General features: G+C 71.7%; 13 protein-coding genes. 6 read left to right on the top strand and 7 right to left on the bottom strand.

The window, feature by feature from the left end; all coding sequences use genetic code 11:
- Positions 1 to 56 precede the first annotated feature (56 nt).
- The gene (locus ACZ7C5_RS01150; RefSeq protein ID WP_470321664.1) at positions 57 to 692 is read right to left on the bottom strand and encodes an FMN-dependent NADH-azoreductase; all 636 of its coding nucleotides are present in this window, start codon (positions 690 to 692) and stop codon (positions 57 to 59) included.
- Between the two features lie 107 nt (positions 693 to 799).
- Between ACZ7C5_RS01150 and ACZ7C5_RS01155 the strand changes: the two genes are divergently transcribed.
- Positions 800 to 1207, top strand: a complete 408-nt coding sequence (locus ACZ7C5_RS01155; protein WP_188298648.1) for a winged helix-turn-helix transcriptional regulator — start codon at positions 800 to 802, stop codon at positions 1205 to 1207.
- A gap of 86 nt (positions 1208 to 1293) precedes the next feature.
- On the opposite strand, the gene ACZ7C5_RS01160 is transcribed toward ACZ7C5_RS01155, so the two are convergent.
- Positions 1294 to 2061 (bottom strand): polyprenol monophosphomannose synthase, encoded by a 768-nt coding sequence (locus tag ACZ7C5_RS01160; protein WP_470321665.1) that lies wholly within the window; start codon positions 2059 to 2061, stop codon positions 1294 to 1296.
- Positions 2062 to 2400: 339 nt separating this feature from the next.
- Here ACZ7C5_RS01160 and manA point away from each other — a divergent pair, with 339 nt between their 5' ends.
- Positions 2401 to 3579 (top strand): mannose-6-phosphate isomerase, class I, encoded by a 1179-nt coding sequence (manA, locus tag ACZ7C5_RS01165; protein WP_401081003.1) that lies wholly within the window; start codon positions 2401 to 2403, stop codon positions 3577 to 3579.
- Positions 3580 to 3611: 32 nt separating this feature from the next.
- On the opposite strand, the gene dnaB is transcribed toward manA, so the two are convergent.
- Entirely contained in the window at positions 3612 to 6326 is a 2715-nt protein-coding gene (dnaB, locus tag ACZ7C5_RS01170) for a replicative DNA helicase (protein ID WP_470321871.1), read from the bottom strand.
- A gap of 579 nt (positions 6327 to 6905) precedes the next feature.
- Between dnaB and ACZ7C5_RS01175 the strand changes: the two genes are divergently transcribed.
- A complete protein-coding gene (locus ACZ7C5_RS01175) occupies positions 6906 to 8243 on the top strand; it encodes an MATE family efflux transporter (protein ID WP_401081006.1) in 1338 nt (445 codons plus the stop codon).
- A gap of 103 nt (positions 8244 to 8346) precedes the next feature.
- On the opposite strand, the gene rplI is transcribed toward ACZ7C5_RS01175, so the two are convergent.
- The 4 genes from rplI to rpsF form a co-directional block, all read right to left on the bottom strand.
- Positions 8347 to 8793, bottom strand: a complete 447-nt coding sequence (gene rplI / locus ACZ7C5_RS01180) for a 50S ribosomal protein L9 (RefSeq protein ID WP_401081009.1) — start codon at positions 8791 to 8793, stop codon at positions 8347 to 8349.
- A gap of 17 nt (positions 8794 to 8810) precedes the next feature.
- Positions 8811 to 9047 (bottom strand): 30S ribosomal protein S18, encoded by a 237-nt coding sequence (gene rpsR / locus ACZ7C5_RS01185; protein ID WP_030059640.1) that lies wholly within the window; start codon positions 9045 to 9047, stop codon positions 8811 to 8813.
- Positions 9048 to 9125: 78 nt separating this feature from the next.
- Positions 9126 to 9746, bottom strand: a complete 621-nt coding sequence (locus ACZ7C5_RS01190) for a single-stranded DNA-binding protein (RefSeq protein WP_470321666.1) — start codon at positions 9744 to 9746, stop codon at positions 9126 to 9128.
- 96 nt (positions 9747 to 9842) lie between these two features.
- Entirely contained in the window at positions 9843 to 10133 is a 291-nt protein-coding gene (rpsF, locus tag ACZ7C5_RS01195; RefSeq protein WP_188298654.1) for a 30S ribosomal protein S6, read from the bottom strand.
- 323 nt (positions 10134 to 10456) lie between these two features.
- Here rpsF and ACZ7C5_RS01200 point away from each other — a divergent pair, with 323 nt between their 5' ends.
- From ACZ7C5_RS01200 to ACZ7C5_RS01210, 3 genes are all read left to right on the top strand, one after another.
- Positions 10457 to 10756 (top strand): hypothetical protein, encoded by a 300-nt coding sequence (locus tag ACZ7C5_RS01200; protein ID WP_188298655.1) that lies wholly within the window; start codon positions 10457 to 10459, stop codon positions 10754 to 10756.
- A 202-nt stretch (positions 10757 to 10958) separates the two neighbouring features.
- Complete coding sequence (locus tag ACZ7C5_RS01205; RefSeq protein ID WP_401081017.1) at positions 10959 to 12077, top strand: lipid II:glycine glycyltransferase FemX; 1119 nt, start codon at positions 10959 to 10961, stop codon at positions 12075 to 12077.
- A 13-nt stretch (positions 12078 to 12090) separates the two neighbouring features.
- Positions 12091 to 13125 (top strand): alanine racemase, encoded by a 1035-nt coding sequence (locus tag ACZ7C5_RS01210; protein ID WP_401081020.1) that lies wholly within the window; start codon positions 12091 to 12093, stop codon positions 13123 to 13125.
- Positions 13126 to 13134: the final 9 nt, after the last annotated feature.

Genomic DNA, 13134 nt, shown 5'->3' on the forward strand with positions numbered 1-13134 from the left:
GGGGCGCGCCTCCGATCCACGTCACACCGGCCTTCCGGTCCGCGCCGCACCCTGCCTCAGGCGACCGGTTCCTTGGCCAGGCGGGCGGCCTGCTCCAGCGCCTGCGCCTTGGACTCGACGGCCTTCGGGACGAAGTCGGCCATCGCCGGGACGGCTGCGGCCAGGGTGAACTCCGGGACGATGAAGTCGACCTCCAGCCCGAGCATGCCGGTCAGCACCTTCTCCAGGTAGGTGGTGACGAACTCGTACGGCTCGCGCGGGGCGCCGGGCGCGTACGAGCCGCCGCGGGGGGCGATCACGGTGACCGGGGTGCCCTTGGCGGAGGGCGCCTCGCCGGCGGTGCGGCCGACCAGGATCACGTGGTCCAGCCAGGCCTTGAGGGTCGACGGGATCGTGAAGTTGTACATCGGGCTGCCGATCAGCACCGCGTCGGCCCGCTCCAGCTCGGCCATCAGCTCGTCGCGCAGCGCGAAGGCGGCGGTCTGCTCGGCGCTGCGGGCCTCGGCGGGGACGAATCCGGCGCTGATGCCGTGCACGTCCAGGTGCGGGAGCGGGTCGGCGGCGAGGTCCCGGTGGATCACCGTGCCCTCGGGGTGCCGGGCCTGCCAGGCGGCCCGGAAGGCGGCGGTGACCTCGTGGGAGACGGAGCCGTCGGCGACCGCGGAGGAGTCGAGGTGCAGGAGCGTGGGCATGGCAGTGCCTCCAGAGAATTAGTAGCTGCCGTTTTCGCTGCAACTGAAAGTACGGTAGCAGCTTACTTTTCTACAGTCACTAGTGAACGGTCGAGTAGGCTGGGACCATGGCCGAGCACGAGGCAGTGACCGACGGAGTCCCCACCGCCACCGACGCCTGCGGCGCCGCCGGCCCCGGCCCCTGCCGCACCGTGGACCTGGCCCTCAACCGGGTGTTCACCCTGCTCGGCAAGCGCTGGACCGGCATGCTGCTGGGCGTGCTCACCAACGGCGGCCCCGCGTACTTCTCCGAGCTGCGCCGCGCCGTCCCCGGCATCAGCGAGCGGATGCTCTCCGACCGGCTGACCGAGCTGGCCGAGGCCGGCCTGGTCGTCCGGGAGGTCGACGCGGGCCCGCCGCTGCGGGTCAGCTACCGGCTCACCGAAGCCGGCATCGCGCTGAAGCCGGCGCTCACCGAACTGGCCGTCTGGGCCGACCGCCACCTGCCGGAGGGCGTACTCAAGGGCGGCTGCTGAGCCCGCCCGGCCGCCCCCGGACATGCCGAAGGGCCCGTCCACCGGTTCCGGCGGACGGGCCCTTCGGCCATGGGCGGTGCGGTCGGTCAGCGCTTGGTGGCGCCCCGGCGCAGTCGGGCCACCCGGTCGGTGACACCCCAGGTGGTCACCCGCCACAGCGCCTCGACCACGATGTTGCGGCTCATCTTGGACGCCCCCAGCTCGCGCTCGACGAAGGTGATCGGCACCTCGGCGACCTTGAACCCGGCCTTCACCGTGCGCCAGGCCAGGTCGACCTGGAAGCAGTACCCGGCCGAGGCGACCTCGTCCATGCCCAGGCCCAGCAGGGTCTCCTTGCGGAACGCCCGGTAGCCGCCGGTGACGTCCCTGATCGGGACGCCCAGCATCAGCCGCGAGTAGGTCGAGCCGCCGCGGGAGAGCAGCAGCCGCGACTTCGGCCAGTTCACCACCCGGCCGCCCGGCACCCAGCGCGAGCCCAGCACCAGGTCGGCGCCGCGCAGCGCGCCCAGCAGCCGGTCCAGCTCCTCGGGCTGGTGCGAGCCGTCCGCGTCCATCTCGACCAGGACGTCGTAGCCGTTGTCGATGCCCCAGCGGAAGCCCGCGAGGTAGGCGGCGCCCAGGCCCTCCTTGCCCTTGCGGTGCAGGACCTGGACGTTCGGATCCTCGACGGCCAGCTTGTCGGCCAGCTCGCCGGTGCCGTCGGGGCTGTTGTCGTCGGCCACCAGGACGTGGACCTCGGGCACGGCGGCGCGGACCCGGCCGACGATCCGCTCGACGTTCTCGGCCTCGTTGTAGGTCGGGATGATCACCAGGACCTTGCCGAGATCAGCAAAACTCTGCTGGTTCACGGTCACGTACAAACCTCTCGGCCGATGACGGGGGGTCTCGGAACACCGGCGCCCGCACTCTGGAACGCGGCTCCACCGGCAGCTCCATCGAGGAGGACCCCGGTGGTGAACTGCGCGCAGGGCGGAGGCTACTGCGTCCTGGCATCCTACTACCGCGCCCGGGAGCCGCTGGTCCGACCGTGGCACTTCCACCGGATGCCCACCGTTTCCCCGTGGGTGACACCGGTCGGCTAGGGTCGTTTCCCTTGCCCGTGCCCGGCCCGCCCGCACCGCCGGTCCCGTCCCGGCGATCCGGACTCGGGACATCCGGGGCCGCCCAGACTGCGAAGGAGTAGGACCGCGCGCATGGACAGGCTCGTCAACACCGTCCGCCCGTACGCCTGGGGGTCGCTCACCGCCCTGCCCGAGTTGCTCGGGCAGCGGCCGACCGGTGAACCGCAGGCCGAGCTGTGGATGGGCGCCCACCCCGGTGCGCCGTCCCGCGCCGACCGCGGCGAGGGCCCGCGCCGGCTGGACGAGCTGATCGCGGCCGACCCCGAGGGCGAGCTGGGCGCCGCGAGCGTGGCCAGGTTCGGCCCGGCGCTGCCGTTCCTCTTCAAGATCCTGGCCGCGGGCATCCCGCTGTCCATCCAGGCCCACCCGACGCTCGACCAGGCCCGGGCCGGCTTCGCCGCCGAGGAAGCCCTCGGCATCCCGCTGGACGCTCCCGAGCGCAGCTACCGGGACACCAACCACAAGCCCGAAATGGTCTGCGCGCTGGGCGAGTTCGAGGGCCTGTGCGGCTTCCGCCGGCCCGCGGCGGCGGCCCGCCTGCTGTCCGGGCTCGCGGTGCCCGGGCTCGCCCCGGTGATCGACCGGCTGGCGGCCGAGGACAGGTCCGAGGCGCTGCGCGGCGCGCTGACCGCCGCCCTCGCCCTGGACGGGGAGACCGTCCGGCGGACCGTCGAGGTGCTGGCCCTGACCGACCCCGACGGCGAGTACGCCCCGTACGCCCGGATCGCCGCGGACTTCCCGGACGACCGCGGCGTGGTCGCCGGCATGCTGCTCAACCACTTCCGGCTGCGGGCCGGCCAGGCGCTCTACCTGGGCGCCGGGGTGCCGCACGCCTACCTCTCCGGCGTCTGCGTCGAACTCCAGGCCAACTCCGACAACGTGCTGCGGGCCGGCCTCACCCCGAAGCACATCGACGTGCCCGAGCTGCTCAAGGTCGTGGTCTTCGAGCCCGGCGCCCCCGAGGCGCTGGAGCCGGTGCCGGCCGGGGCCACCCCGGGCGAGGAGCTCTACCCCGTCCCGATCGACGAGTTCCGGCTCTCCCGCTTCGTCCTGGACGGCACCGAGCGCGAGATCGACGGCCGCACCCCGCAGATCCTGCTCTGCACCGAGGGCGCGGTCCGGCTGACCGCCGCCGACGGCACCGTGCTGGACCTGGCCCGCGGCCGGTCCGCCTTCCTCCCCGCCACCGGCACCCCGACCCGGCTGTCCGGCACCGGCAGCACGCTGTTCCGCGCCACCGTCACCGTCTGACCGCTGCCCCGCCCCGGCGGGAACGCCGGGGCTCAGTCCCTGGTCATGTCGACGAAGCGCGAGTAGTGGCCCTGGAAGGCCACCGTGATGGTCGCGGTCGGACCGTTACGGTGCTTGGCGACGATCAGGTCGGCCTCGCCCGCGCGGGGGGACTCCTTCTCGTAGGCGTCCTCGCGGTGCAGCAGGATGACCATGTCGGCGTCCTGCTCGATCGAGCCGGACTCACGCAGGTCGGAGACCATCGGCCGCTTGTCGGTGCGCTGCTCGGGGCCACGGTTCAGCTGGGAGAGCGCGATGACCGGCACTTCCAGCTCCTTGGCCAGCAGCTTGAGGTTACGGGACATGTCCGAGACCTCCTGCTGGCGGTTCTCGGCCCGGCGGGAGCCGCCGGACTGCATCAGCTGGAGGTAGTCGATGACGACCAGCTTGATGTCGTTGCGCTGCTTCAGCCGGCGGCACTTGGCCCGGATCTCCATCATCGACAGGTTCGGCGAGTCGTCGATGAACAGCGGCGCCTCGCTGACGTCGGGCATCCGGCGGGCGACCCTGGTCCAGTCGTCGTCCGTCATGTTCCCGGAGCGCATGTGGTGCAGCGCCACCCTGGCCTCGGCGGAGAGCAGGCGCATCGCGATCTCGTTGCGCCCCATTTCGAGCGAGAAGATCACGCTCGGCAGCTTGTTCTGGATCGAGCAGGCCCGCGCGAAGTCCAGCGCGAGGGTGGAGTTGTGCGTGGGCACCATCGAGCGGGTGGCCAGGTACAGGTGGTCCGGGTTGTCGACCTGGACGCACCGGACCGGGACGCTGTCGATCTCACGGGCGGCGACGATGTACCGCTGTCCGAGCTTGGGGGTGGCCGGACGCCTGCGGGCCGCGTGCACCGTCCGCTTCCGTTCCAGCCCGAACACCTCGTCCGTCGGCGTGAACGTGATGACGAACAGGGTCGAGGACTCCTCCGAGCGCCCCTCGACCCGCTTCGTGGTCATGCCGCAGCGGTAGCCGAGGCCGACGACGAGCTCGCGGAAGCCCTCGGCCAGAGCCCGGCTGGTGACCGCGAACTGCACCGACCCGGTGTTCGTGACGGTGCCGTCGGTGTCGAGCAGCCCCGCCAGGAGCGCCCGGCGCTGACCGACGGACCCGCGCAGATACGTGTCGGGGATGTGCTTGTTCCCGAGGACGCCGAGGTCGCGCAGAACCACCAGCAGGCTTCCGTGCCTCCTGGTGCACGCGTGGCAGCGCGGCTCGGAGAACGGGGAGGAGCACTCGCTGCCGCAGTCCACGCAGGCGGCGGGCGGCACGGGTGCCGAGACGGACCGGGCCTTGCCGCCACAGGACCTCCCACAGGTCCGGACGTGGGCGAGCTTGGGCACGAAGACCTTGCCGCAGACGGCACAGGCCCGCTCGAAGCGCTTGGGCTCCTCGACGGCGAACCCGACCGCGTACGTCAGCGAGGTCCCGACCGGGACCAGCTCGAAGCCGTCCTCCGCGATCCGCCGGACGACCTCCGGGTCCGCCGAGGTGATCCTCGCGGCCTCGCGGTGACCGTCGCCCAGCCAGGCTCCGAGGGTGTACGGCGCGACGGGCAGGTCCCGGTGCGGAAGGTCGAGCGGCGCCGTGTTCCGCACCGAGTGGTTGGTGCGCCGGTCAGCCGTGTCGCAGTGCAGGGTCGCGGCGATCTCCTTGGTCGTCCTGACCTCTCCGGGGCGGCCCGCCCTGCGCGACGCCCGGGTCTCGGTCAGCCACTGGTGATCCGCATCGGCGATCAGGGCGGTTCCGTCGTCGAACAGGAGCTCGAAGCACGGCCGCCCGGTCATGACCTCGGTGGCAGCCACCACGCGCGTCGGCCTGCCGTCGGCGTCGAGGAGGTGGTCGCCCTCCCGGACCTCGCCCATGGTCGTCCACCCGCCCGGCGTCGGCAGCGGGGTGTCGAGGGCCAGGGCCTTGCCCATCGCGGGGCGGGCCGCGATGACGATCATCTGACCGGGGTGCAGACCGTTGGTGAGCGCGTCGAAGTCGGCGAAGCCGGTCGGCACGCCGGACATCTGGCCCTGCCGGGAGCCGATCGCCTCGATCTCGTCGAGGGCGCCCTCCATGATGTCGGCGAGCGGCGCGTAGTCCTCGTTGGTGCGCTGCTCGGTGACGGCGTAGATCTCCGCCTGGGCGGCGTTGACGATCTCGTCCACGTCGCCCTCGGCCGCGTAGCCCATGCCGGCGATCCGGGTGCCCGCCTCGACCAGCCGGCGCAGCACCGCGCGCTCGTGCACGATCTGGGCGTAGTACTCGGCGTTGGCCGCGGTCGGGACGGAGTTGACCAGGGTGTGCAGGTAGGAGGCGCCGCCGACCCGCTGGAGCTCGCCGCGCTTGGTCAGCTCGCCGGCCACGGTGATCGGGTCGGCCGGCTCGCCACGGGCGTAGAGGTCGAGGATCGCGCCGTGCACCATCTCGTGCGCGGGCCGGTAGTAGTCGGCCGGCTTGAGCACCTCGACCACGTCGGCGATGGCGTCCTTGGAGAGCAGCATGCCGCCGAGGACGGACTTCTCGGCGTCCAGGTCCTGCGGGGGGACGCGCTCGAAGCCGTCCATCCCGCCCCCGCCCCCGCCATCGCCCTCGTCCCGGCGCTGCCAGCCGCCCTTGCCGTCCTTGCCGCCCTCCGACCGGCCGCCCTTGCCGTCCTTCTGGAAGCCGCCCTTCTGGGAGCCGTCGCGGCCACCGCCCTGACGCCCCTCGCCGCGGCCGCGCGAGACCGGCAGCCGGTCACCGGGGCCGTCCGGGAAGGGCCCGTCGTCGAAGGCGCCGGCGGGGAAGGGATCCTCGGCGTTCTGCCAGTCCTCCTCCGGCGGCGGGGCGTCGTGGTCGTCGTACTGGGGGCCGGTCACGCGTGTTCCCCGATCAGCGAGTGGTGCGAAGTCTGGAGCCGGCCGTGCCGGTGGCTGGGTGGAGCGGATCCGCTCCTCTTTGTACGCCACGGCTCAGACAAATCGGACGCCGGGGCGGTGGGAGTGTCGGGCGGAGGGCCCACGCTAAGGCGCCGGACGCCGTTGCGCCAAGGCGGTTATCCACAGGGGGTGTGGATGAACGGCCCCGTCCTGTGGAGAACTGCCGCAAAGCTGTGGACACCCCTGTGGACGTCCCTGTGGATAACCGGACGATCGATCCACCGTCAACCTGTTGACCTGGGATTACCTCTTCCCGGGCCTGTGCATGAGAAATTCTTCACACACCTCCGAACGGCTGTCGGCACGGAGCGGACGAACCTCGTCGCTCAAGATTGCGAGTAATGGTCACCTGCCACTTACATCCATTACCTGTGGATGAGTAGCCTGGAGCCCATGACCGCCTCGCCGACCCCGGCCCCCTCACGACGCCGGCACGACCGGGAGATCCTCGCCCTGGCCGTGCCGGCCTTCGGCGCCCTGGTCGCCGAACCGCTCTTCCTGATGGCCGACTCGGCGATCGTCGGCCACCTCGGCACCCCCCAGCTGGCCGGGGTGGGCATCGCCGCCGCCGCGCTCTCCACCGCGACCGGCGTGTTCGTCTTCCTCGCCTACGCCACCACCTCGGCGGTCGCCCGCCGGATCGGCGCCGGGGACCGCAGGGGCGCCGTGCAGCAGGGCATCGACGGCATCTGGCTCGCCCTGGGCCTGTCCGTCCCCGTCGTCCTGCTCACCCTGCTGCTGGCCCCCTGGGCGGCCGACGTGCTGGGCGCCTCGGCGACCGCCGCGCCGCACGCCGTGACGTACCTGCGGATCAGCTCCCTGGGCATCCCGGCGATGCTCATGGTGCTGGCCGCCACCGGGGTGCTGCGCGGCCTCCAGGACACCCGCACGCCGCTGGTGGTGGCCGTCGGCGGCTTCGCGGCCAACATCGGCCTGAACGCCGGCCTGGTGTACGGCGCCGGGCTCGGGGTGGCCGGCTCGGCCTGGGGCACCGTGCTGGCGCAGACCGGGATGGCCGCCGCCTACCTGGTCGTGGTGGTCCGCGGCGCCCGCCGGGAGGGGGCCTCGCTGCGACCGGACGCGGCGGGCATCCGGGCCGGGGCCAGGGCCGGCGGCCCGCTGCTGGTCCGGACGATCAGCCTGCGCGCGGTGCTGATGACCGCCACCGCGGTGGCCGCCCGGCTCGGCGACGACCAGGTGGCCGCCCACCAGATCACCATGACGCTGTTCAACTTCCTGGCCTTCGCGCTGGACGCCATCGCGATCGCGGGCCAGGCCGTCATCGGCCGCTTCCTGGGCGCCTCGGACGTCCCGGGCGCCAGGGCCGCCACCCGCCGGATGGTCGAGTGGGGCATCGTCTCCGGGCTGGTCCTCGGCCTGCTGGTGGTGCTCGCCCGCCCGCTGTACGTCCCGCTGTTCACGCCCGATCCGGCCGTCCGGGCCCAGCTGGGCACCGCCCTGCTGCTGCTGGCGCTCACCCAGCCGGTGGCCGGACTGGTCTTCGTCCTGGACGGGGTGCTGATGGGGGCCGGGGACGGCCCCTACCTGGCCTGGGCCGGACTCGCGACCCTGGTGGTGTTCGTCCCGGTGGCCCTCGCGGTGCCGGCCACCGGCGCCGGACTGGCCGGGCTCTGGTGGGCGATGAACCTGTTCATGCTGCTGCGGGCCGGTTTCCTGGCCTGGCGCGCCCGCGGCGGCAAGTGGCTGGTCACCGGAGCGGTGCGCGGCTGAAGCGGGCCCTCGCGGGCCCGAGGGCCGGGTTCTCGGCCCCTGGGAAAAGACCGAGGGCCGGACTCCCGAAGGAGTCCGGCCCTCGGGCCTGGTGCTACGGAGCTCAGGCAGCCACGACGGCGACGTCGAGGTTGGCCACGACGTCCGAGTGCAGCTTGACCGAGACCTTGTGGGTGCCCACGGTCTTGATCGGCGAGGTGATCGCGACGGCGCGCTTGTCCACCGCCGGGCCGCCGGCGGCCTTGATGGCCTCGACGACGTCGGCCTGGGTCACCGAACCGAACAGACGGCCGGCGTCGCCCGAGCGGACGGCCAGCTTGACCTGGACGCCCTCGAGCTTGCCCTTGACCTCGGCGGCGGCCTCGAGGGTCTGGATGGCGTGGATCTTGCGGGCGCGACGGATGGCGTCGACGTCCTTCTGACCACCCTTGGTCCAGCGGATGGCGTAGCCACGCGGGACCAGGTAGTTGCGGGCGTAGCCGTCCTTGACCTCGACGACCTCGCCGGCGGAGCCGAGACCCGGCACCTCGTGAGTGAGGATGATCTTCATTACTTGGTCACCCTCTCTTAGCGCGCGGTGCTGGTGTAGGGCAGCAGCGCCATCTCACGGCTGTTCTTCACGGCCGTGGCGACGTCACGCTGGTGCTGGGTGCAGTTGCCGGTCACCCGGCGGGCACGGATCTTTCCGCGGTCGGAGATGTACTTCCGCAGCAGGTTCGTGTCCTTGTAGTCAACGTAGTTGACCTTGTCCTTGCAGAAGACGCAAACCTTCTTCTTCGGCTTGCGAGCAGGCGGCTTCGCCATTGTGTGCTCCATTTGGGGTTCACGGCCCGGCAGGCGTCCGGGGACGCCGCGGCCGAGCCGCACGAAATCTGTCAGCTCTTAGAACGGGGGCTCTTCCGAGTAGCCGCCGCCACCGCCGGCCGGGGCACCCCAGCTGCCGCCCTGGTTTCCACCGGACGGGGCGCTGGACGCCCACGGGTCGTCGGAGGGGCCGGACTGGCCGCCGCCGGAGTTCCCACCCCAGCTGCCGCCGCCCTGCTGGCCGCCACCGCCACCGGAGTTTCCACCCCAGTTGCCGCCGCCGCCCTGGCCGCCGCCCTGCTGGCCGCCGAAGCCGCCACCGGGGCCGCCGGACCGGTTGGCCCGGGTGACCTTGGCGGTCGCCGAGCGCAGGCTCGGGCCGACCTCGTCGACCTCGACCTCGAAGACCGTCCGCTTCTCGCCTTCCTTGGTCTCGTAAGACCGCTGGCGCAGTCGGCCCTGCACGATGACGCGCATGCCGCGTTGCAGCGACTCGGCCACGTTCTCCGCCGGCTGCCGCCAGACGTTGCACGTGAGGAAGAGGCTCTCGCCGTCCTTCCACTCGTTCGTCTGACGGTCGAAGGTGCGGGGGGTGGACGCGATGCGGAACTTCGCGACCGCCGCACCCGACGGGGTGAAGCGCAGCTCGGGGTCGTCGACGAGATTGCCGACGAGGGTGATGACGGTCTCGCCTGCCATGGTGGTGATGACCTCTCGGGAAGATGTCCGTTCACCGCTGTTTCACGTGAAACAGCGGACGCGAGCTACCCGAGACCCGAAGGCCTCAGAGGTGGCTCAGTGGGTGTCCGGGCGCAGGACCTTGGTCCGCAGAACCGACTCGCTCAGGCCCAGCTGGCGGTCGAGCTCCTTGACGACCTCAGGCGTGGCCTTGAGGTCGATGACCGAGTAGATGCCCTCGGACTGCTTGTTGATCTCGTAAGCCAGACGGCGGCGACCCCAGGTGTCGACCTTCTCCACCTTGCCACCCGCGTTGCGGACGACGGCGAGGAAGCTCTCGATCAGGGGGGAGACAGCGCGCTCCTCGACCGAGGGGTCGAGGATGACCATCAGCTCGTAGTGACGCATGAGTAACCCACCTCCTTTGGACTCAGCGGCCACGGTCTCTCCGTGGCAGGAGGGTTGTGCGTAGCGTCGGCACCGGTGCGGTGACGACGACTCCGGCCCACCGTAGCGGCCGGGTCGGACAGTCGGCCCCGCTCCACCCGACAGCGGGCGTCGCCCGGAAGAGGGCGCAAAGGGGGCACAACTACACCAGTGCAGACGGCACAGCCTACCTGCACCCGGACGGCCGAACAAAACGCATAGGGGTTGTGGGAGTGACCCAACCGCCGCAATCTGGACGGAACGGGATTCCTGCCCGTTCGTCTCCACGCCAGGAGGTGGGACCCATGGCCCAGTCCGTCCACCGCATGCCCGCGCTCACGCTGAACACCGACGGCCACCCGCACCCCCGCGAGAACACCCTGGTGGGCGTCACCGCCCTGCTGGGCGTGATCGCCTTCACCACCTCGTTCTTCCACAACCTGCACCTGCTGACCTCGTGGACCGGCCTGTTCGGGATCGTCGCCGGCCTGTGGGGCATGTTCGTCTCGGTCACCACCGCCGAGCGCTTCGTCCTGATGGTCTCGCTGGGCGCCGCCGCCCTCGGCTTCTACCTCGGCATCGCCCGGGGCGGTCTCTGGGGCTGAACCGCCCCCGCGCCCGCCCGCTGGGACCGAGCCCACAGGGCCCGTCCGGAACCCTCGCCGCCCCCGTCGCGTATCTGCAGAGGAGACAGGTACCCGACGGGGGCGCCGCCGTGCCCGCCGGAACGGGTGCCCGGGCCCCGGACGATAAGGTCAGCCCGAGAACCTGGGCCACCGCAGCCCGACCGACGAGGAGCACCGAGCAATGAGCCTGCGCCTGAGGACGATCACCCGCGAGGAGCACCTCGCCTTCATCAGGAGCCGCGCCTCGGCCAGCCACATGCAGGTGCCGTCGTGGGGTGACGTGAAGGCCGAGTGGCGTTCCGAGTCGATCGGCTGGTTCGACGAGGCCAACCAGCTCGTCGGCGCCGGCCTGGTGCTCTACCGCCAGCTGCCGAAGCTCAAGCGCTACCTCGCCTACCTGCCCGAGGGCCCGGTCATCGACTGGTTCGACCGCGACCTCGACCGCTGGCTCTCCCCGATGCTGGCGCACCTGAAGTCCCAGGGCGCGTTCTCGGTGAAGATGGGCCCGCCGGTGGTCATCCGCCGCTGGGACGCCCCCACCATCAAGGAGGCCATCGCCGCCAAGCAGGCCAAGCGCCTGCGCGACGTCGAGGCCGACTGGTACGAGGCCCGCGCCTTCGAGGTGGCCGACCGGCTGCGCAAGGCCGGCTGGCTCCAGGGCGAGGAGGGCGGCGCCGGCTTCGGCGACGTCCAGCCCCGCTACGTCTTCCAGGTGCCGCTGGCCAACCGCTCGCTGGACGACATCCAGAAGGGCTTCAACCAGCTCTGGCGCCGCAACATCAAGAAGGCCGAGAAGAGCGGCGTCGAGGTCGTCCAGGGCGGCTACGACGAGCTGCCGGTCTTCCACCAGCTCTACCTGGTCACCGCCGAGCGCGACAAGTTCACCCCGCGCCCGCTGGCCTACTTCCAGCGGATGTGGAACGCCCTCACCGCCGAGGACCCGAACCGGATGCGGCTCTACATCGCCTACCACGAGGGCGAGCCGCTGGCCGCGACCACGATGCTGGTGGTCGGCGAGCACGTCTGGTACTCCTACGGCGCCTCGGCCAACCACAAGCGCGAGGTCAAGCCGTCCAACGCCATCCAGTGGCGGATGATGCGCGACTCCTACGCCCTCGGCGGCGGGGTGTACGACCTGCGCGGCATCAGTGACACCCTGGACGAGAACGACCACCTGTTCGGCCTGATCCAGTTCAAGGTCGGCACCGGCGGCCAGGCGGCCGAGTACCTCGGCGAGTGGGACTTCCCGCTCAACAAGCTGCTGCACAAGGCCCTCGACCTCTACATGTCCCGCCGCTGAGGAGACTGACCCGATGACGCTGTCGCTCTACCTCGAGACCGAACGCTGGCGCGACCACCAGCGCTCCGTCCTCGCCGAGTTCCCCGGGCTGGTCCCGGTCGCCAAGGGGAACGGCTACGGCCTGGGCAACCACCGGCTGGCCGAGGAGGCGACGCTGCTGGGCACCGGGGTGCTCGCCGTCGGTACCGCGTACGAGGCGGCCGACGTCGCCGAGTGGTACGGCGGTGAGCTGCTGGTGCTCACCCCCTACCGGGTCGGCGAGGAGATACTGCCACTGCCGCACGCCCGGGTGATCCGGACGGTCGCGAGCGTGGCGGCGCTGCGGTCGCTGCACGGCGCCCGGGTGGTGCTGGAGTGCATGACCACCATGCGCCGGCACGGCGTGAGCGCGGACGACCTGCGCACCGCCGCCGCCGAGCTGGACGGCGTCAGCTTCGAGGGGCTGGCGCTGCACCTGCCGATGGACCGGCCGGACGGCTCCAGCCCGGTCGAGGAGGTCGCCCACTGGGTGGACACCGCCGTGGCGGCCGGCATCCCGGTGCACACCGTGTTCGTCAGCCACCTCGGCGCGGCCGGCATGGAGCAGCTGGCCCAGCGCTACCCGCGGACGGTCTTCCGGGCCCGGATCGGCACCAGGCTCTGGCTGGGCGACCACGCCGCGCTGGAGGTCAGGGCCACCGTCCTGGACGTCACCCCGCTGAAGAAGGGCGACCGCTACGGCTACCGCCAGCACCCGGCGCCCTCCGACGGCCACATCCTGGTGGTCGCCGGCGGCACCGCGCACGGCATCGGCCTGGAGGCGCCCAAGTACGTGCAGAGCATGGGGGCGCGGGCCAAGGGCATCGCCCGGGCCGGTCTGGCGACCGTCAACAAGACCAGGTCGCCGTTCCACTGGGCCGGCAAGCAGCTGTGGTTCGCCGAGCCGCCGCACATGCAGGTCTCGCTGCTGTTCCTGGACGCGGAGACCGCCCCGCCGGCGATCGGCGAGGAGCTCGGTCTCCAGGTCCGGCACACCACCACGCACTTCGACCGCGTGGTGGACCGCTGAGCCGCTGAT

The organism is Kitasatospora sp. NPDC036993 (assembly GCF_055607525.1).

Excerpts from the sequence above, each read along its gene's own strand:
- ACZ7C5_RS01150 (WP_470321664.1), bottom strand. The coding sequence starts at position 692 with ATGCCCACGCTCCTGCACCTCGACTCCTCCGCGGTCGCCGACGGCTCC.
- ACZ7C5_RS01155 (WP_188298648.1), top strand. The coding sequence starts at position 800 with ATGGCCGAGCACGAGGCAGTGACCGACGGAGTCCCCACCGCCACCGAC.
- manA (WP_401081003.1), top strand. The coding sequence starts at position 2,401 with ATGGACAGGCTCGTCAACACCGTCCGCCCGTACGCCTGGGGGTCGCTC.
- ACZ7C5_RS01175 (WP_401081006.1), top strand. The coding sequence starts at position 6,906 with ATGACCGCCTCGCCGACCCCGGCCCCCTCACGACGCCGGCACGACCGG.
- rplI (WP_401081009.1), bottom strand. The coding sequence starts at position 8,793 with ATGAAGATCATCCTCACTCACGAGGTGCCGGGTCTCGGCTCCGCCGGC.
- rpsR (WP_030059640.1), bottom strand. The coding sequence starts at position 9,047 with ATGGCGAAGCCGCCTGCTCGCAAGCCGAAGAAGAAGGTTTGCGTCTTC.
- ACZ7C5_RS01190 (WP_470321666.1), bottom strand. The coding sequence starts at position 9,746 with ATGGCAGGCGAGACCGTCATCACCCTCGTCGGCAATCTCGTCGACGAC.
- rpsF (WP_188298654.1), bottom strand. The coding sequence starts at position 10,133 with ATGCGTCACTACGAGCTGATGGTCATCCTCGACCCCTCGGTCGAGGAG.
- ACZ7C5_RS01200 (WP_188298655.1), top strand. The coding sequence starts at position 10,457 with ATGGCCCAGTCCGTCCACCGCATGCCCGCGCTCACGCTGAACACCGAC.
- ACZ7C5_RS01205 (WP_401081017.1), top strand. The coding sequence starts at position 10,959 with ATGAGCCTGCGCCTGAGGACGATCACCCGCGAGGAGCACCTCGCCTTC.
- ACZ7C5_RS01210 (WP_401081020.1), top strand. The coding sequence starts at position 12,091 with ATGACGCTGTCGCTCTACCTCGAGACCGAACGCTGGCGCGACCACCAG.